Below are 19,879 nucleotides of genomic sequence, written 5' to 3'. Positions count from 1 at the left end.
CCAGCGTTCGTCCTGAGCCAGGATCAAACTCTCCATTAAGGTGTTTGACTTGCTCATTTCAATACTGACGAGAATGATTAATTCTCTTATAATACTCACTCGTTGTTCAGTTTTCAAAGATCAACTTTGCGATGTTTAATCGCTTCATTTCATCACCGCGCTGTCTTAGCGGCGACTTTTATAATATACCATACTGAGTTCGGTTTTTGCAAGAGTTTTTTTAGAAGTTTTTTCTCTTCAGTACTTACCCTGCAATAACCATGCGTTCTGCGAAAAAAGCGGAACGTTTGATAATTTACCACATGCTTGCCTATGAAGTCAAATCCAATTATATCCTATTGTTTATTTAATGTGAACTACCCTCTTCGGGCATATTTGGACAATTCCTTGGAAGGGGCAAAGCGGGCATACATCCGGAAGACAGTCTTATACCGATTAGCAATCGCGCGGCGAATATCTTGGTCTAGCCGCTGGTCGCTCAGATCCAGCAGCATCTCATCCAATTCCTTGCGAAGAACATAATCGAGTTCCTTGCATTCTTTATCATTAAACATCATTCCCAGCATAACCACACAGCTCCTCTTTCGACGAAATAGCGATTGTAACAGGATATAGGCAGCATCAATTAGCGCTCGTGCGCACTCGCATGTATGTACTCTTGGGTAATGATTAACCCGTTACCTTTCCCAATAAACCTGTTTCTATAGAACCGCTTTACTGTTATGCTCACTTTCTGGAAATTTTATGACTCCCTATTTCATTAAATTGTACGTAATCACACTTTCGATCCCCGCCGCAAGCAAGAGAAGGATCACAATCCAGAATGCCCCTCGCACCGCTGAAGCAAGAAAGCCGCGCCATACCACGCTTTTCTCTCCTTCTTCTCTTGCCCCTCCTAGTTCCCCCAACCATTTCAGAACGGTATAACCAAACTGCATTCCGAATCCGGCCGCGATGATAATTGCAGGGATCTCGATAATCCCATGCGGCAGCAGACCATAGAATACTAAATGAAACACATCCTCACCTTGGCGCCCTAACTCAGATAACAGGTAACCGATCACTAATCCGTTCATAACGAGGAACAGGACCGGATACACGCCCAGCAACGCACCCAGGAAGATGACGGCGACCGACTTTATGGCATTGTTGAGAAAAATAAATTTAAAGAAGCCCTGCTCCGGGGAGGGTGACTCCGACAATCTTTGGCTATGCTCCTGCATTTGCTGAATCGCCGGATTGACCCACCGTCCAATAGTCTCGGCACCTACAGTGCCAATGATGACGCCTGCCACGAACAGGATCAATGCAATCAGCATCATTTTCCGATACCGATACAAATCCTTCATAAAGAAACCAAACGAAAGCTTCATAAATAAATCCTCCAATTCATTCTTCAGGGTCATATTTCAAATTAGTACGAGCATAAAGTAGTACAAGCGGATCCATCAAATCCACCAATTCAATCTTAATGAATGAGGGGGCAACCATCCATGAACAATTTCTTCTACGTCCTTAACGGGAAGAAGATCAAACGGTATTTCTTCGTTTTTGCTGCGGCCCTATTTGCGGCCGGAATTATTTATGTGGAGAAGAATCATGTCACCGTATTCTCCGAGGAGAGCAGCGGTGCAGCGATCTACAGTATTTCCACCGAGAAAAAAGTCGTCGCCCTCACCTTCGATATCAGTTGGGGAGATAAACGAACCGAGCCGATCCTTAAGGTTTTAAAAGACAAGAATATTAACAAAGCGACCTTCTTCTTATCCTCCCCTTGGAGCAAGAGTCATCCGGAGCTGGTCAAAGCCATTCAGACCCAAGGCTACGAGATCGGAAGCCACGGTCATAAACATACGAACTACAGCGAGTTGAGCGATGAAGAGATTAAGAAGCAATTAACCGCCGCTCATACTATTTTAACCGATGTGACCGGAAAAGCTCCTGTACTCCTGCGCCTTCCGAATGGAGATTTCGATAAGCGCGTGCTGAAGACTGCCGATCAACTGGGATATACAGTTATCCAATGGGACACCGATTCGCAGGACTGGATGAATAAAGGCGTAGACACAATTGTTAAAAGGGTAGTGAACAAGGCGCATCCCGGCGATATCATTCTCATGCACGCCAGTGATTCCGTTGAGCAAACCCATGAAGCATTGCCCGTCATTATTGATCAGCTTCGGGAAAAGGGCTATGAGTTCGTTACCGTCAGCGATCTCCTTCAGGAGGCCGGCGTGAATGGAACGCAGGTTCGCGACCAAGCCTGGCTTCAGCAGCAGCTGGATATTGCCTCAGGCATGTAAAAGTAAAAAAAAGAGCGGACTTCAGGGACTTCAGGGAGGTTACCCTCATCAGCCCGCTCAAATGCATTTCATTCATTTGCCAACCCCTGCTGCTGCGGGGGTTTATATGTATTTTGCGGCTTAAGCACACGATGGAGAATCAAGATCTGATAAGCATTGCAGGCAATAAGCGGTGCGGCGATCCATAATGTAGCCTGATCTACGCCAATCTTCAGCACACCGACAATTTCGAGAATTGTAAAAGCAGTCATGAAGAACAGTGTCGGGATCCATGCGGAACTATGGGTCATTTTCACCTTGAAATAGCCAACCCCAACAGCAATAACAAGCAGAATCACCCCAAAGATGATATCTGATGACCCCTTTCCCTCACGGCCGACAAACAGTCGGAAAAACATCAATTCAAGCCACGCCAGCAAAGCAAGCCCCAGCTGTATATATTGCCAGGTTCTGCGGGAGAATACACCATTGCCCATGTAATTAAGCATTAAATAGGCAAAGAACCCCATCTGGGAATATACGCTAACCATAGCGCCAACCCCAAGCAGTACGGCGATATTCACCAGTATGTCCGTCGCTCCGTTCATATCCAAGGTGTCCGTCCATTGCATAAGCAGGCCAACAATCAGCGATCCGGCCGCCCCTACCGCTAACGTAGTCCAGAACAAGTACATCCAATTTTTCAAGTTCAAATGTCACACCTCCACTAAAGAAATATTTTACCAATGATCCCGTTAAAAAACCATGGGGGCGAAAGGATAAATCTTTTTCTCCAGCCGCATAATAACCACAGTGACGATGAGCGAAAGGAGGATTGAACCATGAAAAGACTGCGCATAAGCAGGATATGGTTCATTTGCATACTTGCATTATCTATCATGCTGACAGCCTGCGGCTCTGACCAAGGAGGCTCTTCTTCCCAAGGAGGGGTGGGCTATAAGGATACAAAATCCATGGTTATCGATATTTTAAAAACAGAAGATGGCAAGCGGGCCATTTATGAAGCGTTAAGCGGGAGCAACAGCGTGTCCGGCTCAGCCAATTACGATCAGAACAATTCGGAATCCGGCAATTCAGAGGACAGCTCCAAATCAGGTGAATCCTCAGGAGGCTCGGAATCCGGCAGCGGGCAACAGAGCGGGTCAACGCTTGGGGTACGCATGATTCTGCCCGGGCAGTCTTCCGATCAGATCCGCATGGCCGTCAAGGAGACCATCACTTCCCCCGAATACAAAGCCGAGCTGGAGAAGATTATGACGGATCCGCAATTCGCAGGCGATTTTGCCAAAGCTGTTAATTCGCAGAGCAAGCAGCTTCATATGGAACTGATTAAGGATCCGACTTACCAAAAATCTGTCGGAGAAATCATGAAGTCGCCGGAGGTCATGAAGATGTTTCTTGACCTGACGAAAACCTCGGATTATCGTAAGCAAACCATGACAGTTATGCAAGAAGCGATGCAGAGTCCTTTGTTCAAGATGGAGGTCATGGAGCTTCTCAAGACGGTCGTGCAACAACAGCTGCTGCCGAATGTTGAGAAGCAGCCGGGGTCCGGTGAGAAGCAGGGAGGACAAGGGGAAGATCAGGGGCAGTCCGGCGGAGGCAGCGGCGGAGATAACGAACAGGATCAAGGTTCCTGATTTAGGTGAATTAAAAAGAAGACTGCTCCGTTAAGGATCAGTCTTCTTCACATTTGGCGATGATTTTGAGTGCTGCCTCAGTATACATCTGCCCCGCACCTGAATCCGACTTATAGACAGAGGGCGAAAAATCAGGCTCGGAAGGATGATTATCCGGCGCCCCCAAGGGCAGTTGAGCAAGCAGCTCCGTCTGCAGTGTCTCCGCCAGGCGAGCCCCGCCGCCTCTGCCGAACACATAGTCCCGCTTGCTGCAGCCTTCGCACTCATAGTAAGCCATATTTTCAACTACACCAAGCACTTCATGGTCGGTCTTGAGAGCCATCGCCCCTGCTCTCGCAGCTACAAAAGCTGCAGTGGCATGAGGAGTGGTAACGATGATCTCTTTGCTGTGCGGAAGCATCTGATGGACATCGAGAGCAACATCCCCCGTTCCAGGGGGCAAATCAAGCAGCATATAATCCAACTCCCCCCAAGCAACATCCGCGAAGAATTGGTTAAGCATTTTGCCCAGCATAGGCCCCCGCCAGATTACAGGGTTGTTGTCCTGAATAAAGAAACCCATGGACATCACCTTCACCCCGAAACGCTCCACCGGAAGGATTGCCCCATCCTCCACCTGAGGTACCGTCTCAATTCCCATCATGTCAGGCACACTGAATCCGTAAATATCCGCATCGATCAAGCCAACACGCTTGCCCAAACGTGCCAGCGCCGCTGCAAGGTTGACAGAAACTGTAGATTTGCCCACGCCTCCCTTGCCGCTGGCGACCGCGATAAACTTCACTCCGGATTCCGGATCAAGAATCGACACATTCTCCAACCCGGCTGCATGTCCTTTCGGCTGTGCTTGCGCCTGCTCTTCAGCAGTTGTAGTAGTCGCACTCAGATCTTGTCCAGCCTGTTCGCGCTCCAGTTCAGAAGCCTCCCTGAAACGAAGGTGGATATCCTTAATCCCCGCATCCGCAAGTCTTGCGCGAATCTGCTCCTCTACGAGCCGCCGGCTGTTGCCTTCCTTATCCAGGCATACGACGGTAAGCGATATACGCTCCTCCTTGATCATGATGTCCCGAATCCATTGCATTTCAACCAGGCTACGCTGCAAAGAAGGCTCAGCGACTGGACGAAGTATGGCCTCAAGTTGCTCCCTTGTCATCAATAACAGCACCTCGACTTTATCGTTATCCTCATAAGGACTCTATGATGAATTATTATATCATTTCTTGTCAGACTGTGCCGAGGTTCCGCTGCGTTCTCCGGAAGTATATCTGAGGATCCCTTGGTATATCGAGGCGGCCACTTTTCGCTGATAGGATTCATTACCCAACAGTGACGCCTCCTCCGGGTTAGATAAGAAGCCAACTTCGACAAGCGCAGCCGGGATCGTCACGGCTTCCAGAATGTAGACCGATTTGTCGGACTGCTTGGCTACCCGATCTGTATTCTCAAGATTGCGTCTCAACTCTTCCTGAATTAGATCCGCCAGCGTAGGACTGTCGCCATGATTGGGATAATAAAAGGTCTGCGCTCCTCGCCAGCGCGGCGAAGGGATGCTGTTCATATGAATACTGATGAATAGCCGCGCCTGCTGCTCTTCAATGAATCTCACCCGCTGCTTGAGATCCTCCGTCTTTCGCTTCTTATAGCCCTTTGTGTCCGAATCAGCCAAGTCCCGATCCTCTTCCCGGGTCATCACCACGATAGCCCCCGCCTGTTGCAGATAATCCCGTAAATACAAAGATACCGCAAGATTAATGTCCTTCTCGATCACCCCTTGCTCACTGACAGCACCGCCATCCGCTCCTCCATGACCGGCATCCAGAACAATGGTCTGACCGGCAAGCGGCAGACTCCAATATTGGGATACGCGTTCCGCAGGCACCTCATAGAAGGCTAAGCCAATCAGTAAGCCGATAAGACCAAGCGCGATAAATCCCTTCTGAATATGTCCAAAATGAATCCACAGTTCCGGCTTGTGTTTGGAGCCCATAAAAAAGCCACCTCCGTTCCCATAATGACATTAATCATCATATGGGACGAGGTGGACAAATATACCGGGTTGACCGGACTTAGATAACGACTTGATGACTCATGCCTTCGATCAGCACCCGAGCCACTTCCGGACGGGTAAATTCAGGCGGCGGACAGATGCCTTCCCGGAGCAATCCTCTTACCTTGGTTCCGGACAAGGTCATATGATCTTCCTTTGGATGCGGGCAGGTTTTACTGGAAGCCATATTCCCGCACTTCGTGCAGAAGAAGCTGTGTTCAAAGAATAATGGCGAGATACCCAGCTCCTCCGGTGTAAAGTTCGAGAAGATTTCCTGTGCTTCATAAGTGCCATAATAATCGCCGACTCCGGCATGATCTCGTCCGACGATAAAGTGGGTACAGCCGTAATTTTTGCGAACCATAGCATGGAATATAGCTTCTCTAGGTCCCGCATAACGCATGGCCGCCGGAAAGACACCCAGAAAAGAACGATCTGCAGGATAGTAATGATCCAGCAGCACAAGGTAACTCTTCATACGCACATCAGCCGGAACGTCATCCGACTTCGTCTCTCCCACAAGCGGATTCAGGAACAGTCCGTCCACAATCTCCAGCGCGCTCTTCTGAATATATTCATGAGCCCGGTGAACCGGGTTGCGGGTCTGGAAGCCGACAACCTTATTCCACCCCTTCTCGGCGAAGATTCTCCGCGTCTCTGCCGGGTCGTAGTAGAACTCGCCAAAGCGATCAGGCTTCGGACGGTTCAGTACGGTGACCTCCCCGCCAACATATATCGGCGAGCGTTCCAGCAATTTCTTCACCCCGGGATGCTCGTTGTCATCCGTCTTAAACACATGCACCGCTTCTTCAAGCGGATCGACACGATAAACATCGGCAATCTCCAGCAAGCCATAAATGACTCCATCCTGTTCGCCCGTTAAAGCAACTTTCTTGCCCGGAGCCAACGAAAGGGACTGCTCCTCACTGACCGATAAAGTAATCGGAATGCTCCATACGGTTCCATTAGCCAAACGCATGTTTTTAACTACAGATCGATAATCTTGCTCTGTCATAAATCCGGTCAATGGCGAGAAAGCGCCGACACCGATGAGATCCAGATCGGAAATGGCCCATGGCGTAATCGCAATGGCCTCCAGCTCCGCAGCTTCCTTAAGCAGTCGTTCACGTTCATCCCCGGAAGCCAGTCTGTTAATCAGCTTGCCTCCGTGTGGTAAGATTGCCGTCATGGTTGTCTCTCCTTTATTTATGAAGTCCGCATTCTGTCTTATCAGAGTCTGACCAGCGTCCCGCTCTTGGATCCTCGCCAGGCATGACCTGACGTGTGCAGTATTCGCAGCCAATGCTTGGATAATTGCGGTCATGCAGCGGGTTATAGATGACATTATTATCGCGAATATATTGCCAGACATCCTCACTGGTCCAGCCTGCGATCGGATTAAATTTAACCAGCCCAAACTTGGTGTCATATTCTATCTTCTTGGCATTTGCCCGGGTAGGCGCCTGATCTCTGCGAATCCCTGTAATCCATGCATCATATTGAGACAATATCCGGGTTAAAGGTTCAACCTTGCGAATGTTGCAGCAGGCATTGGGGTCTACCTTCCATAGCTCATCACCGAATTGCTGCGCCTGCTCCTCCGGGGTAATCACCGGGGATACGCGCACAAAGTCCAGTTCATAGTGGTCTGCAAGCGCATCTCGCGTCTCATAAGTTTCTTTAAAGTGAAAGTCCGTATCCAGATAGAAGATATCTGTCTTGGGACTAATCTTCTGCAGCATATCCACAAGCACGACATCCTCAGCGCCAAAGCTGCACGCAAAAGTAATATTCGGAAATGTCCGGATCGCCCATGCGATGATTTCTTCCGGGGATGCCGATTCCAGTTCTTCCGCCTTTGTACGAATAAGATCTTCCTTCTCAAGCAAGTTCATTATCGACCCTCCATCTCCTTAAAAAGCATGATAGCATAAAACCAACTAAACAGATTAGAATTATAGTTTATAGTATAGTGGTTTATCGCTGTAAGTCAATAAAAAAGACCCGACATTTGAAATGTCAGGTCTTATCATTTTGTTGCAAATGGTTATTCTGCAATCGTTATAGCCTTCGTGGAAGTATCACCAATCTCAGCCATATCGTCCAAGGCCACTTCTACCAGGGCATGGAAATTATTCGAAGAGGTTGTAGCGCCAGTAATGACATCTACATCACCAATCAATTGCTTATCGATCAGTTGTTGTTCAAGCTCGGCTGTATATTTTTCAGGATAAGTTCCCGATTGCGGCTCCATCGCCGCTTTATATTCTGCATTTTCTGTTTTCATCGCGCCTTCTTCATTCACATAATCGAAGTTCACGGAATCAATCTTATGGTCCTTAATTACCAATTCGATAAATGGCTTCCAGCCATGAGCATCGATTGCATCAGCCTCTACCTTGTAAGTACCATCTTCATACAGGTTCACGACTGCATCGCTTGTATCGCCGGTTTTTGCTTTTTCAAGTGCTGCGGCCGCAAGCTCGTTGAAGTTTCTGGAGGAATGCGTTGCACCGGATACCACATCCACTTTATCAGCAGCCTGCACACTTACCAGATTCTCTCCAAGCTTATCAAATGCTTCGCGCGGAGTCATTTTATTGGCATTCTCGAACGCCTTTGAATAGTTCTCGTCATTGGTTCTCAAATCACCATTTTCGTTCGTGTAATCATAATAGGCCTTCTCCACTTTACCGTCTTTCACAGTAATTTCTACGTAAGCTATCCAGTTGCGGACATCCTTACGATCATAGATGCCTTTGTAAGTGCCGTCTACATACGTACCTGCCGTTGTCTCTGTGGTAGCAGGTTGATTGGCACCGTTATCCGCGCCATCAGCAGCATTGTTATTTGCTTTATTGCCGCCGCAGGCTGTCAGTGCAGCCATAAGCAGTACTACCGTGCTAACCAAGATTGCCTTCTTCATGTTTTATCCCCCATTGAATAAAATTGTTGATAATGGAAGTTTATCACTAATTCCTTAAAATGTATGTGAAATCAATCACCCATAATGTGAAAAAATGCTCATTATACGTATAAAAAGAACCTCCGTGCCAAATTGGCCGGAGGCTCTGCATTCCTGCAGTCCAGGAATATTAACGTTTCGAGAATTGTGGTGCACGACGAGCGGCTTTGAGACCGTATTTCTTACGTTCCTTCATACGTGGGTCACGAGTCAGGAAGCCTGCTTTCTTCAAAGCAGGACGGAATTCAGGGTCAGCCTTCAGCAATGCACGGGAAATACCGTGACGGATTGCGCCTGCTTGACCAGAGATACCGCCGCCATGAGCGATTACGATGACATCGTAGTTGCCCAATGTTTCAGTCAGGTTCAAAGGTTGTTTAACGATCAGTTTGAGAGTTTCCAAACCGAAATATTCGTTGATATCGCGTTTATTGATGACAATGCGTCCTTCACCCGGTACAAGGCGAACACGAGCTACCGAATGTTTACGACGACCTGTCCCATAGTATTGTACTTGTGCCATGAAACTGTCCTCCCTTTTAATTATCCGCGAAGTTCGTAAACTTCAGGTTTTTGTGCTGCATGTGGATGCTCTGTGCCGGCATAAACTTTCAGTCTGAGCTTCATCTTCTCGCCTTGACGAGTCTTAGGCAGCATACCGAATACAGCAGATTCAAGTACACGCTCAGGTTTTGTATTCAAAAGATCCTTGGCTACAGTAACTTTCAAGCCGCCTGGATGCAGGGAGTGACGATAGTACTTCTTGTTCTCCAGCTTCTTGCCAGTCAAAGTAATCTTCTCTGCATTGATGATGACAACAAAGTCACCGCCATCAACGTGTGGAGTAAATTGTGGTTTGTGTTTGCCGCGGATCAGAGCAGCGGCTTCACTTGCCAAACGGCCAAGTGTCTTGCCTTCGGCATCAATAATGTGCCAATTGCGCTCAACTTCGTTTGGCTTCGCCATATAGGTGGTACGCATGTAAAGATCCTCCTTCATTCTCGTCCGAAATGGTTCATGGATGCGAGTCTCAAGCCGATTTAACAGCTGCATGGCCCGCGTTCACACTTTATCTTCGATCGTTGTCATATTCGTAGTTAGGTATTTCTCAGCTCTTGCAATGCGGTCTTCTCAACTGGGGGCCGTGGGATAGCCGTCAAGAAAACACAACTTATATTTTACAGTAACGAGCGCACTTCCGCAAGTATTTTTAATCAAAAAGATCTCCGAACACATCTAGCACATTTTTCTTCTTTTTATGCTTAGGATAGCCTTTATAATTCTGCTTATAGTTGCGATCTTGAGGGTACCCCTGGTTCTGAGGATAGCCTTGGTTTGGCGGATAGTTCGAATACTGCTGCTGATGTCTAGGATCCATCTGTTGACCATATTCGTCATATCCCCGGCTTTCTTCCCATTCCCGGAAAGACGGACGAATATCATTGATCTCCTTAAGCAGCTTTTCCAGTTCCCCGCGGTCCAGCCAGACTCCTTTACAATCAGGGCATACATCAATCAGTACCCCATCCTTCTCGACCTCGCGCATCCGAACATCATTGCATACTGGACATTTCATGGGCTGGCCCTCCGTTTAATTAGAGTAGTTTTGTTCCTGTACTAATTACGGAGAAACTCAGCTGTGGTTGCAGCATCTTACTCATCGTCCTCACGATCATCTGCATCAGTCCATTCGGATTGCCCTAACGCCGGCGAGCTGAAATCATATTCCACATTCCATAGCATGAGTCCCTTGCTCTCTGCCGTCGGTCCTGCAGCAGCACGATCCTTCGCCGCAAGGATGCTCTTTATATCCTCAGGGGTCCGTTTGCCTTCTCCCACCTGAAGCAGCGTACCTACAATAATACGAACCATATGCTGCAGAAATCCGTTCCCTGTCACATATAAGTGAATGACTCCCTGCTCATGACTTCCTGCCGTAAGCTCACTCTGCTCGACCTCAAGGCGCGCCTCAAGGATGGTACGAACATGGCTAGTCTTCGTGGAGTGTCTGGAGGCAAAGGATGTGAAGTCATACGTTCCAACGAGGTGCTCCAGCCCCTTACGCATCGCTTCCACGTTAAGCTTGCCGGGATGGTGCAACTGATATCTCCTGACAAAAATATCAGGGACACGATTCCCGTTGATCGAATAACGATACGTCTTCCGCTTCGCTGAACGTCTGGCGTGAAACTCCAGCGGCACCTCGATGATTTCCGTAATTCTCACATCCTCCGGAAGACGGCCATTCAAGGCAAGACGCCACCTCTCCAGCGGGATAATAGAATTCGTGTGAAAGTGAAACACCTGTGCCCTGGCATGAACACCGGCATCCGTACGCCCCGAGCCATGGATTTTGATCACTTCTCCAGTCAGTCGAAGTAAAGCATGTTCGATGGCATCCTGAACCGTATTGCCTCCTGGTTGCGTCTGAAATCCGTAATAAGCTGTGCCGTCATAGCTGACCGTTGCCAATAAATTGCGCAAGCAAATTCACCCCCGCATCTCCTAGTCTATATAGGTTGAACTAATTATTGTACACAGGGGGCAACGTGTGAAGTATTCCTACGATCGCTGTTGTTCGCCGATTTCTTTGATTGACTAAGTTCTGACAGGGGAGAAATCGGCTCACAAAGGCGACCGCTCCGCTTCTTCGGAACACTTCTCACTTATGCCCTTTCTGTGCACTTTACTAGTTCAACTTATATAGTTAACTATTTACCTGATAAAACAACAAAAAACTCTCTACGGCAAAGCCTTTAGCGGCAAGCCGTCAGAGAGTTTAACGTTGCTTAGGGATTCTCCCCTAATTAAGCACGGTCTACCAATTCCAAGTAAACCATAGGGGCGGAGTCGCCGCGGCGCGGTCCAAGCTTCAGGATACGAGTGTATCCGCCTGGACGCTCGGAGTAGCGAGGTGCAATTTCCGAGAACAGCTTTTGGATTGCATCCTGCTGACCGTCGATCGATTCGCGGCGCACGTATGCAGCCACTTGACGACGAGCATGCAGATCTCCACGCTTAGCCTTGGTGATCAGCTTTTCAGCGATCGAGCGAATTTCCTTCGCTTTCGCCTCCGTAGTTTGGATGCGTTCGTATAAGAACAGGTCGGTTACCAGATCACGGAACAAAGCTTTACGCGCACTGGAATCGCGGCCCAACTTTTGATATGCCATGAGTTTTCCCTCCTTCGCTAGAACGATTCAAGCAGGATTATTCTTCCGTACGAAGACCCAAACCAAGCTCTTCAAGCTTCTCTTGAACTTCTTCCAAAGACTTACGACCCAGGTTACGCACCTTCATCATATCTTCTTCTGTCTTCGTAGTCAGTTCTTGTACCGTGTTAATTCCGGCACGCTTGAGGCAGTTATAGGAACGAACGGAGAGATCGAGCTCTTCAATCGTCATTTCAAGAACTTTTTCTTTCTTGTCTTCTTCTTTTTCGACCATGATTTCTGCGTCCTTCGCTTCATCCGTGAGACCCACGAACAGGAAGAGATGCTCGGTCAAAATCTTGGCACCGAGACTTACCGCTTCTTCAGGTCTGATGCTGCCATCGGTCCATACTTCAAGCGTCAGCTTGTCGTAGTTGGTCACTTGGCCAACACGTGTATTTTCTACTACGTAATTGACGCGAGCAATCGGGGTATAGATCGAATCGACAGGAATGACACCAATCGGTTGATCATCCCGTTTATTCCGATCTGCCTGAACATAACCACGACCGCGGCCGGCATAAATGCGCATGTGAAGTCTGGAGCCCGGCTCCAATGTTGCAATATGAAGATCCGGGTTCAAAATTTCGACATCGCTGTCCGCACGGATATCTCCCGCCGTAATGACACCTTCGCCTTCCGCATCGATTTCGAGAATTTTCTCTTCATCGGAGTGGATTTTGAGCGAAAGAGCCTTCAGGTTCAGAATGATTTCCGTGACGTCTTCCATTACACCTGGAATGGTCGCGAATTCATGCAGAACACCATCGATTTGGACCGAGGTTACCGCAGCACCCGGTAGAGAAGAGAGCAAAATCCGGCGAAGCGAGTTGCCCAGTGTCGTGCCATATCCACGCTCAAGTGGTTCTACTACAAATTTCCCATAGGTGCCGTTATCGCTAACTTCTACGGTCTCGATTTTCGGCTTTTCGATTTCTATCACGAAAGTACCCCTCCTTCAAACGTCGTTCCTTACAAACGGTCATGTGATCCTTGAAGTCTATCATGTAGTATGCCTAAACAACCATTGTTACCAATTATGATGTTGTTATACCACACTAGAGGCGGCTTCAATTATACACGACGGCGTTTTGGAGGACGGCAACCGTTATGAGGAATTGGAGTCACGTCTTTAATCATGTTTACTTCAAGGCCCGCAGCTTGCAAGGAGCGGATAGCGGCTTCACGGCCGGCTCCAGGACCTTTAACCATAACTTCGACGCTCTTCATGCCATGTTCCATAGCGGCTTTTGCAGCCGATTCCGCAGCCATTTGAGCGGCGAACGGAGTCGATTTACGGGAACCCTTAAATCCAAGACCGCCGGAGCTTGCCCAGGAAATTGCGTTACCGTGCGGATCCGTAATGGTGACGATCGTGTTATTGAAGGTGGAGCGGATATGTGCCACACCGGATTCAATATTTTTACGGTCACGACGTTTTGTACGTACGACCTTTTTTGGTTTAGCCATTGTCTGTTATCCCTCCTTCTTATTTCTTCTTGTTCGCTACTGTACGACGAGGACCCTTACGAGTACGAGCATTCGTCTTAGTACGTTGTCCGCGAACAGGCAAGCCGCGACGATGACGAACACCGCGGTAGCAGCCAATTTCAATCAGACGCTTAATATTTAAGGAAATTTCACGACGCAGGTCACCTTCAACCTTAACCGTTTTGTCGATCGTTTCGCGTAGTTTGCTAACCTCATCTTCCGTCAAATCACGAACACGAGTGTTCGGACTGATGCCTGTCTCGGACAGGATTTTCTGGGAAGTCGTTTTACCGATTCCGAAAATGTAAGTCAAGGCGATCTCAACGCGCTTATCACGTGGCAAATCCACACCAGCTATACGTGCCATTTTACGCTACACCCCCTTCTTTAACCTTGTTTTTGTTTGTGTTTCGGATTTTCGCAAATCACCATAACATTGCCTTTGCGACGAATGACTTTGCATTTTTCGCAGATAGGCTTCACAGAAGGTCTTACCTTCATGTTGATTACCTCCTTAAAGTTTTGCGGAGCAAAACTCACTTCGTAAGGATAAACTCAGTTTTACGAATGTAAAACAGGCATTAGAAGTAAATTTAGATGTTCTAAATTACTCAACCTGAATATCATAACACATATTTATTCCAAATGGTATTGGAATCTATTTACGATACGTAATACGACCTTTAGTCAGGTCATAAGGCGACAATTGAACAACAACTTTGTCTCCTGTCAGAATCCGGATAAAGTGCATACGCAGCTTGCCGGATACATGAGCAAGAATTTGATGTCCGTTTTCCAGCTCTACTTTAAAAGTAGCATTCGGCAACGGCTCAATAACTGTACCTTCAACTTCAATTACATCTTCCTTGGCCACTGTCATTCCCCTTTCTCTTCGGCATTGGAGCCCTCAGCCTGACGAAATGCTTGAACCGCGTAACGCAGCTTGGCATTTGTCACTCTGCCGCTCTCTTGCAAACTATGAACAACTTCGCTGCTGATCATCGGCTGGAGGTTAAGGTGCTGAATGTTTTTACGTTTCGGTTGATCGAATTTGCGTTTGTCTCCGTCTGCAATGAGGACGAATTTCTCATCCACAATTCCGACAATCACATAAACCGCTTCAGCATCTCTGCCCTTCAAAGCTTTCACCAATTGACCGATCTGCGCCTCTGTGCTGTGCTTCAAGCTCATCACCTACGCATCCAGTTTAGTGAAAATCTCAAGACCATCCGGCGTAACTGCTACTGTATGCTCGAAATGAGCGCACAGTGATCCGTCAACCGTCACCACAGTCCAATTATCTTCCAACGTTCTTACGTACCGTTTACCGGCGTTAACCATCGGCTCGATTGCCAGTACCATGCCAGGCTTAAGCCGTGGCCCCCGATCCGGACTTCCGTAGTTCGGAATTTGCGGCTCCTCATGCAGATCCTTGCCGATACCATGACCGACATATTCACGCACGACGGAGAATCCCGCATCCTCAATGAACTGCTGGATCGCATGCGAAATAGTGTACAAGCGTACATCAGGTTTGACCAGTGCCAGGCCGGCATACAGGGAACCTTCAGTCACATCCAGAAGCCGCTGGGCTTCTTCAGATATTTGACCTACCGGATAGGTCCATGCCGAATCTCCATGGAAGCCACGGAATTCTGCACCGATATCAAGCGTGATGATGTCGCCTTCGTTCAATTTGCGTTTGCCGGGAAAACCGTGTACCAATTCTTCATTGACTGAAGCACAGATGCTAGAAGGAAAACCGTTATATCCCTTGAAAGAAGGCACCGCATGTTGACTGCGAATGAATTTATCGGCGATCTGATCGAGTTCCCCCGTCGTAATTCCCGGCTCAATCGACTTAGCAATCAGTCTGTGCGTTTCCGCTACAATTCGTCCCGCTTCGCGCATAAAGCCCAGTTCCGTTTCGGATTTACAAATGATCATTACACCTAACCTCGCAGTATGGACACGATTTCTTCTGAAACCGCTCCGATTTCCTGTTCTCCATCTACTTGACGCAACAGGCCCTTATCTTCATAAAACTTGAGGAGAGGTGCCGTTTTGTTGATATACTCGTCCAGCCGTGTTCCTACGCTCTCTTCGTTATCATCGGAACGTTGGTACAACTCACCGCCGCACTTATCACAAACACCTTCCTGAACAGGAGGATTGAAGATCACATGATAAGTAGCTCCGCAAGCTTTGCAAAGGCGGCGTCCAGTCAGACGAGCCAGCAGCTTGTTGCGGTCTACCTTCAGGTTGATGACATGATCCAGCTGCTTGCCTAATCCGCCAAGCAGCTCCTCCAGCGATTCCGCTTGCGAAAGGGTTCTTGGAAAACCGTCCAATAAGAAACCTTTTTCGCAATCGGACTGCTGCAGACGTTCGCGAACAATACCGACCGTTACATCATCAGGCACCAGAAGTCCTTGATCCATGTATTCCTTTGCCTTGAGCCCCACAGGGGTTCCCTGCTTGATGGCCAGACGAAACGCATCTCCGGTAGAGATGTGCGGAATACCGAACTGGTTCACAATGACTTCTGCTTGTGTCCCTTTCCCTGCTCCAGGAGGCCCCATGAATAGAATGTTCATGTCTATCACTCCCTCCAGATTACAATCCATTTCAAGAAACATAACAATAGGCGCCAGGAGCGATCTCTTGCGAGCTCAGACCTGGTACCTATCGCTTACTTATTAATAAAGCCTTTGTAGTGACGTTTGATCAACTGGCTTTCGATCGTCTTCATCGTATCAAGTGCAACCCCGATAACGATCAGGATCGAAGTACCGCCGATCTGTACACTTTGAGGCAGGTTAGCCAAAGCTCCCAAGCCTACAGGAAGTACGGAGATCGCCGCAAGGAACAACGCGCCTGTCATTGTCAAACGAGTCAATACCTTGGTCAGGTATACCTCGGTTGTTTTACCAGGACGGATTCCCGGAATATATCCACCGTTCTTCTTCATGTTCTCAGCCATCTGCTGCGGATTCATCTGTACAAAAGTATAGAAGAATGTGAAGCCGATGATCATGACAACATAGAGAACCATCCCAAGCGGGTGACTGGTGGACAGATTGGCCATAATCCACTTCGCCCAACTATGCGTCGACCAGAAGTTGGCGATCACAACCGGGAATTGCAACAGGGATACAGCGAAGATTACCGGAATAACGCCCGCTGCGTTGATCTTCAGCGGAATGTGCGTATTCTGGCCGCCATACATTTTGTTACCTACAACACGTTTAGCATATTGTACCGGAATTTTCCGAATCGCTTGTTGAATGTAAATAACGCCGATTACGATCAACACACAAACAAGAAGAATACCGATCGATTTAACCACATTCATGAAGGTTTGACCCTCAACGATGAACTCCGATTTTGCAATCGACTCAATGTGGTGAGGAATAGCGGCTACGATCCCGGCGAAGATAATCAACGAAATCCCGTTGCCGATTCCCTTCTCGGTAATCTGCTCGCCAAGCCACATCAGGAAGGACGTACCTGCCGTCAGTACAATGGCAATCACAAGATAATCAGCAAAGGTAGCATTAGGTACCATCTCGATGTTGTACATACGGTTAAAGCCGACCGAAGTGGCAAACGCTTGAATCAACGCGAGAACAACCGTACCGTAACGAGTAACCTGAGCCATTTTCTTCTTGCCGTGCTCTCCTTGCTTCGCCCATTCCGCAAATTTCGGAATAACGTCCATGGAGAGGAGCTGAACAATGATGGAAGCCGTAATGTACGGCATAATCCCGAGGGCAAAAATCGAGAAGTTCTTTAGAGCGCCGCCCGAGAATGTGTTCAGGAGTCCTAACAGGTTTTCTGCACCGGCATTGCCGGTATTTTGAAATACGGAAGCATCCACACCAGGAACCGGAACAAAGGAACCGATCCGGAAAATAATGAATACGAACAGGGTGAATAGGATCCGGTTACGGAGATCCTGAACGTGCCAAATGTTCTTCAATGTTTTAAACATTAGATCACCTCGGTTTTACCGCCGGCAGCCTCGATTTTCTCTACCGCAGATTGAGAGAACTTATTCGCTTTAACTGTCAGCTTGACAGTTACTTCGCCATTGCCAAGGATCTTGATTCCGCTCAGCGCGTTCTTCACGATTCCTTGTTCAGACAACAGTTCAGGAGTTACTTCCGTACCCGCAGCAAAGTTGTTAAGTTCTTCGATGTTCACAATCGCGTACTCTTTCCGCGTAGGATTGTTAAATCCACGTTTTGGCAAGCGACGATACAACGGGTTTTGTCCGCCTTCGAAGCCCGGACGTACACCACCGCCGGAACGAGCATTTTGACCTTTATGGCCACGTGTAGATGTTTTACCCATGCCGCTACCGGTACCGCGTCCAACACGCTTACGCTCATGACGGGAACCTGCAGCTGGGGAGAGCTCATGTAACTTCATCGTTCGTTGCACCTCCTTATTAGATGTTGATTCACTGAGTAGTACAGTGACTATTCAGTGATTTCTTGAACAGAAACCAGGTGGCTTACTTGATTAACCATGCCACGGATGGCTGGATTATCGTTGTGAACCACGGACTGGTTGATTTTGCGAAGTCCCAAAGTTTTCACGGTAGTACGTTGGTTCTCCGGACGACCGATCAAACTACGTACGAGGGTAATTTGCAGTTTAGCCATGAGATTCCCTCCTTAACCGAGAAGTTCTTCGACGGTTTTACCGCGCAATTTCGCAACATCCTCAGCACGCTTCAGACGGGACAAGCCCTCCAAAGTTGCATTGACCATGTTGATGGAATTCGAAGAACCCAGTGATTTAGTTAAAATGTCGCCTACGCCTGCCAGCTCAAGTACTGCACGAACAGGACCGCCTGCGATAACTCCGGTACCTTCGGAAGCCGGCTTCAACAGCACGCGGCCTGCACCGAAATGTCCGGTAACAAGGTGAGGAATAGTTGTTCCTACAAGCGGAACATGCACAAGATTCTTCTTGGCATCTTCAATTCCTTTACGGATCGCATCAGGAACTTCGCCAGCTTTACCGATACCAGCGCCAACCCAGCCTTTGCCGTCACCGACAACAACAAGTGCGCTGAAGCTGAAACGACGTCCGCCTTTTACTACTTTAGCTACGCGGTTAATATTTACAACTCTTTCTGTCAGTTCTAAAGTGTTAGGATCTACACGCAAGTCGTTAACCTCCTTTTTAAAATAATATTAGAATTCAAGACCTGCTTCGCGAGCTGCATCAGCCAATGCTTGAATCCGTCCATGGTACAAGTATCCTCCGCGGTCAAAAACAACAACCTTCACGCCCTTTTCGGTAGCGCGCTTAGCAACCAGTTCTCCGACTTTACGTGCGGATTCGACATTGCCGCCATTGTTGATTTCGCTGCTGATTTCCTTGTCAACTGTCGAAGCGGATACCAGGGTTACACCTGCTACATCATCGATCAATTGAGCATAGATATGTTTGGAAGAACGGTATACGTTCAATCTAGGACGCTCAGCCGTTCCTTGGATTTTCTTACGTACACGCAAATGTCTTTTCAGACGTGCTTTGTTCTTATCGCCTTTTGTAATCATGACTTCCATTTCACTCCCTTCGGTTTACCTTCACGCCATGCGCGGCCGTACAAGTCAAGAAGCAAGAAGAAGCAGCCTTCGATTATAAGGCTTATTTCTTCTTACCAGCTTTACCTTCTTTACGAATGATACGTTCGCCTTCGTACTTAATCCCTTTGCCTTTATAAGGTTCAGGTGCACGGACAGCACGGATATTCGCAGCATACTCGCCTACGCGCTCTTTATTGATTCCGCTCACGATGATCTTCGTGTTCGTTGGAACTTCAAACGTAATCCCAGCTTCCGGCGTGATTTCAACCGGATGAGAGTAGCCTACGTTCAGAACCAGTTTCTCACCGGATTTGCTGGCACGGTAACCGACACCAACAAGCTCGAGAGTTTTGGTGAAACCTTCGGTTACTCCGCTCACCATGTTGTTCACTACGCTACGGGTTGTACCGTGCAGGGAACGATGTAATTTGTTGTCGGAAGGACGCTCGACAAGGATTTGGTTATCTTCAACCGAAACCTTCATGTCCTTGTGAAGCTCACGGGTCAAAGTGCCTTTAGGGCCTTTTACCGTAATGAGACTATTATTAAGTGTGATATCCACACCACTTGGTACTGTAATTGGTTTGCGACCAATACGAGACATTTGCTGCACCT

At 48.1% G+C, this 19,879-nt stretch carries 29 protein-coding genes; 2 read left to right on the top strand and 27 right to left on the bottom strand.

Features of this window, described 5'->3' with window-relative positions; all coding sequences use genetic code 11:
• Positions 1-356: 356 nt before the first annotated feature.
• Positions 357-566 carry a hypothetical protein gene (locus KQJ23_RS20365; protein WP_044482486.1) on the bottom strand — a complete coding sequence of 70 codons (210 nt, stop codon included), beginning with the start codon at positions 564-566 and terminating at the stop codon, positions 357-359.
• Positions 567-752: 186 nt separating this feature from the next.
• Positions 753-1,373, bottom strand: a complete 621-nt coding sequence (locus KQJ23_RS20360) for a stage II sporulation protein M (protein WP_249529937.1) — start codon at positions 1,371-1,373, stop codon at positions 753-755.
• A gap of 120 nt (positions 1,374-1,493) precedes the next feature.
• Between KQJ23_RS20360 and pdaB the strand changes: the two genes are divergently transcribed.
• Positions 1,494-2,303, top strand: a complete 810-nt coding sequence (gene pdaB, locus KQJ23_RS20355; protein WP_216480766.1) for a polysaccharide deacetylase family sporulation protein PdaB — start codon at positions 1,494-1,496, stop codon at positions 2,301-2,303.
• Positions 2,304-2,371: 68 nt separating this feature from the next.
• Here the strand turns inward: pdaB and KQJ23_RS20350 are convergent, their stop codons facing one another.
• Positions 2,372-2,995, bottom strand: a complete 624-nt coding sequence (locus KQJ23_RS20350; protein ID WP_216480765.1) for a KinB-signaling pathway activation protein — start codon at positions 2,993-2,995, stop codon at positions 2,372-2,374.
• 129 nt (positions 2,996-3,124) lie between these two features.
• Here KQJ23_RS20350 and gerD point away from each other — a divergent pair, with 129 nt between their 5' ends.
• Entirely contained in the window at positions 3,125-3,943 is an 819-nt protein-coding gene (gene gerD, locus KQJ23_RS20345; protein ID WP_216480764.1) for a spore germination lipoprotein GerD, read from the top strand.
• Positions 3,944-3,980: 37 nt separating this feature from the next.
• Here the strand turns inward: gerD and KQJ23_RS20340 are convergent, their stop codons facing one another.
• The 24 genes from KQJ23_RS20340 to rplF all read right to left on the bottom strand — a co-directional run bounded on the left by KQJ23_RS20340 (position 3,981) and on the right by rplF (position 19,868).
• Positions 3,981-5,099, bottom strand: a complete 1,119-nt coding sequence (locus KQJ23_RS20340; protein WP_283571215.1) for an Mrp/NBP35 family ATP-binding protein — start codon at positions 5,097-5,099, stop codon at positions 3,981-3,983.
• A 57-nt stretch (positions 5,100-5,156) separates the two neighbouring features.
• Entirely contained in the window at positions 5,157-5,930 is a 774-nt protein-coding gene (gene cwlD / locus KQJ23_RS20335) for an N-acetylmuramoyl-L-alanine amidase CwlD (RefSeq protein ID WP_216480763.1), read from the bottom strand.
• Between the two features lie 79 nt (positions 5,931-6,009).
• Entirely contained in the window at positions 6,010-7,179 is a 1,170-nt protein-coding gene (sat, locus tag KQJ23_RS20330) for a sulfate adenylyltransferase (RefSeq protein WP_216480762.1), read from the bottom strand.
• A 13-nt stretch (positions 7,180-7,192) separates the two neighbouring features.
• Positions 7,193-7,885 (bottom strand): phosphoadenylyl-sulfate reductase, encoded by a 693-nt coding sequence (locus tag KQJ23_RS20325; protein ID WP_216480761.1) that lies wholly within the window; start codon positions 7,883-7,885, stop codon positions 7,193-7,195.
• Positions 7,886-8,037: 152 nt separating this feature from the next.
• Positions 8,038-8,916 (bottom strand): FMN-binding protein, encoded by an 879-nt coding sequence (locus KQJ23_RS20320; RefSeq protein WP_216480760.1) that lies wholly within the window; start codon positions 8,914-8,916, stop codon positions 8,038-8,040.
• A 169-nt stretch (positions 8,917-9,085) separates the two neighbouring features.
• Positions 9,086-9,478, bottom strand: a complete 393-nt coding sequence (gene rpsI / locus KQJ23_RS20315) for a 30S ribosomal protein S9 (protein ID WP_044482495.1) — start codon at positions 9,476-9,478, stop codon at positions 9,086-9,088.
• A gap of 20 nt (positions 9,479-9,498) precedes the next feature.
• Positions 9,499-9,936 (bottom strand): 50S ribosomal protein L13, encoded by a 438-nt coding sequence (gene rplM, locus KQJ23_RS20310; RefSeq protein ID WP_212943478.1) that lies wholly within the window; start codon positions 9,934-9,936, stop codon positions 9,499-9,501.
• A 229-nt stretch (positions 9,937-10,165) separates the two neighbouring features.
• Positions 10,166-10,531, bottom strand: a complete 366-nt coding sequence (locus tag KQJ23_RS20305) for a TFIIB-type zinc ribbon-containing protein (protein WP_216480759.1) — start codon at positions 10,529-10,531, stop codon at positions 10,166-10,168.
• Positions 10,532-10,608: 77 nt separating this feature from the next.
• A complete protein-coding gene (gene truA / locus KQJ23_RS20300) occupies positions 10,609-11,439 on the bottom strand; it encodes a tRNA pseudouridine(38-40) synthase TruA (RefSeq protein WP_216480758.1) in 831 nt (276 codons plus the stop codon).
• A gap of 323 nt (positions 11,440-11,762) precedes the next feature.
• Complete coding sequence (gene rplQ, locus KQJ23_RS20295) at positions 11,763-12,128, bottom strand: 50S ribosomal protein L17 (RefSeq protein WP_044482499.1); 366 nt, start codon at positions 12,126-12,128, stop codon at positions 11,763-11,765.
• 37 nt (positions 12,129-12,165) lie between these two features.
• Positions 12,166-13,110 (bottom strand): DNA-directed RNA polymerase subunit alpha, encoded by a 945-nt coding sequence (locus KQJ23_RS20290; RefSeq protein ID WP_044482500.1) that lies wholly within the window; start codon positions 13,108-13,110, stop codon positions 12,166-12,168.
• A gap of 131 nt (positions 13,111-13,241) precedes the next feature.
• A complete protein-coding gene (gene rpsK, locus KQJ23_RS20285) occupies positions 13,242-13,637 on the bottom strand; it encodes a 30S ribosomal protein S11 (RefSeq protein ID WP_018753969.1) in 396 nt (131 codons plus the stop codon).
• Positions 13,638-13,656: 19 nt separating this feature from the next.
• Positions 13,657-14,025, bottom strand: a complete 369-nt coding sequence (gene rpsM, locus KQJ23_RS20280) for a 30S ribosomal protein S13 (RefSeq protein WP_044482501.1) — start codon at positions 14,023-14,025, stop codon at positions 13,657-13,659.
• A gap of 20 nt (positions 14,026-14,045) precedes the next feature.
• Positions 14,046-14,159 (bottom strand): 50S ribosomal protein L36, encoded by a 114-nt coding sequence (rpmJ, locus tag KQJ23_RS20275; protein WP_003333770.1) that lies wholly within the window; start codon positions 14,157-14,159, stop codon positions 14,046-14,048.
• 157 nt (positions 14,160-14,316) lie between these two features.
• On the bottom strand, positions 14,317-14,532 hold the full coding sequence (gene infA, locus KQJ23_RS20270) for a translation initiation factor IF-1 (RefSeq protein ID WP_006212898.1): 216 nt from the start codon (positions 14,530-14,532) through the stop codon (positions 14,317-14,319).
• 2 nt (positions 14,533-14,534) lie between these two features.
• The gene (locus KQJ23_RS20265) at positions 14,535-14,849 is read right to left on the bottom strand and encodes a KOW domain-containing RNA-binding protein (RefSeq protein ID WP_044482502.1); all 315 of its coding nucleotides are present in this window, start codon (positions 14,847-14,849) and stop codon (positions 14,535-14,537) included.
• A gap of 3 nt (positions 14,850-14,852) precedes the next feature.
• Positions 14,853-15,605, bottom strand: a complete 753-nt coding sequence (gene map, locus KQJ23_RS20260; protein ID WP_044482503.1) for a type I methionyl aminopeptidase — start codon at positions 15,603-15,605, stop codon at positions 14,853-14,855.
• 5 nt (positions 15,606-15,610) lie between these two features.
• Positions 15,611-16,255 (bottom strand): adenylate kinase, encoded by a 645-nt coding sequence (locus tag KQJ23_RS20255; RefSeq protein ID WP_216480757.1) that lies wholly within the window; start codon positions 16,253-16,255, stop codon positions 15,611-15,613.
• Positions 16,256-16,350: 95 nt separating this feature from the next.
• Complete coding sequence (gene secY / locus KQJ23_RS20250; RefSeq protein ID WP_216480756.1) at positions 16,351-17,652, bottom strand: preprotein translocase subunit SecY; 1,302 nt, start codon at positions 17,650-17,652, stop codon at positions 16,351-16,353.
• On the bottom strand, positions 17,652-18,092 hold the full coding sequence (gene rplO, locus KQJ23_RS20245) for a 50S ribosomal protein L15 (protein ID WP_216480755.1): 441 nt from the start codon (positions 18,090-18,092) through the stop codon (positions 17,652-17,654). The genes secY and rplO overlap by 1 nt, the downstream gene beginning before the upstream one ends.
• Before the next feature lie 50 nt (positions 18,093-18,142).
• Complete coding sequence (rpmD, locus tag KQJ23_RS20240) at positions 18,143-18,328, bottom strand: 50S ribosomal protein L30 (RefSeq protein WP_044482507.1); 186 nt, start codon at positions 18,326-18,328, stop codon at positions 18,143-18,145.
• A 12-nt stretch (positions 18,329-18,340) separates the two neighbouring features.
• Positions 18,341-18,838 (bottom strand): 30S ribosomal protein S5, encoded by a 498-nt coding sequence (gene rpsE / locus KQJ23_RS20235; RefSeq protein ID WP_044482508.1) that lies wholly within the window; start codon positions 18,836-18,838, stop codon positions 18,341-18,343.
• Positions 18,839-18,865: 27 nt separating this feature from the next.
• Positions 18,866-19,234: a 50S ribosomal protein L18 gene (rplR, locus tag KQJ23_RS20230; protein ID WP_081671879.1), complete on the bottom strand. Its 369-nt coding sequence runs from the start codon at positions 19,232-19,234 to the stop codon at positions 18,866-18,868.
• Positions 19,235-19,325: 91 nt separating this feature from the next.
• Positions 19,326-19,868: a 50S ribosomal protein L6 gene (gene rplF, locus KQJ23_RS20225; RefSeq protein WP_216480754.1), complete on the bottom strand. Its 543-nt coding sequence runs from the start codon at positions 19,866-19,868 to the stop codon at positions 19,326-19,328.
• Between the last annotated feature and the right edge of the window lie 11 nt (positions 19,869-19,879).

The organism is Paenibacillus brevis (assembly GCF_018919145.1).
GTDB classification, from domain to species: domain Bacteria; phylum Bacillota; class Bacilli; order Paenibacillales; family Paenibacillaceae; genus Fontibacillus; species Fontibacillus brevis.
The sequence above is the reverse complement of the archived record's forward strand: the minus strand, read 5'-3'. Positions and strand labels throughout refer to the sequence as shown.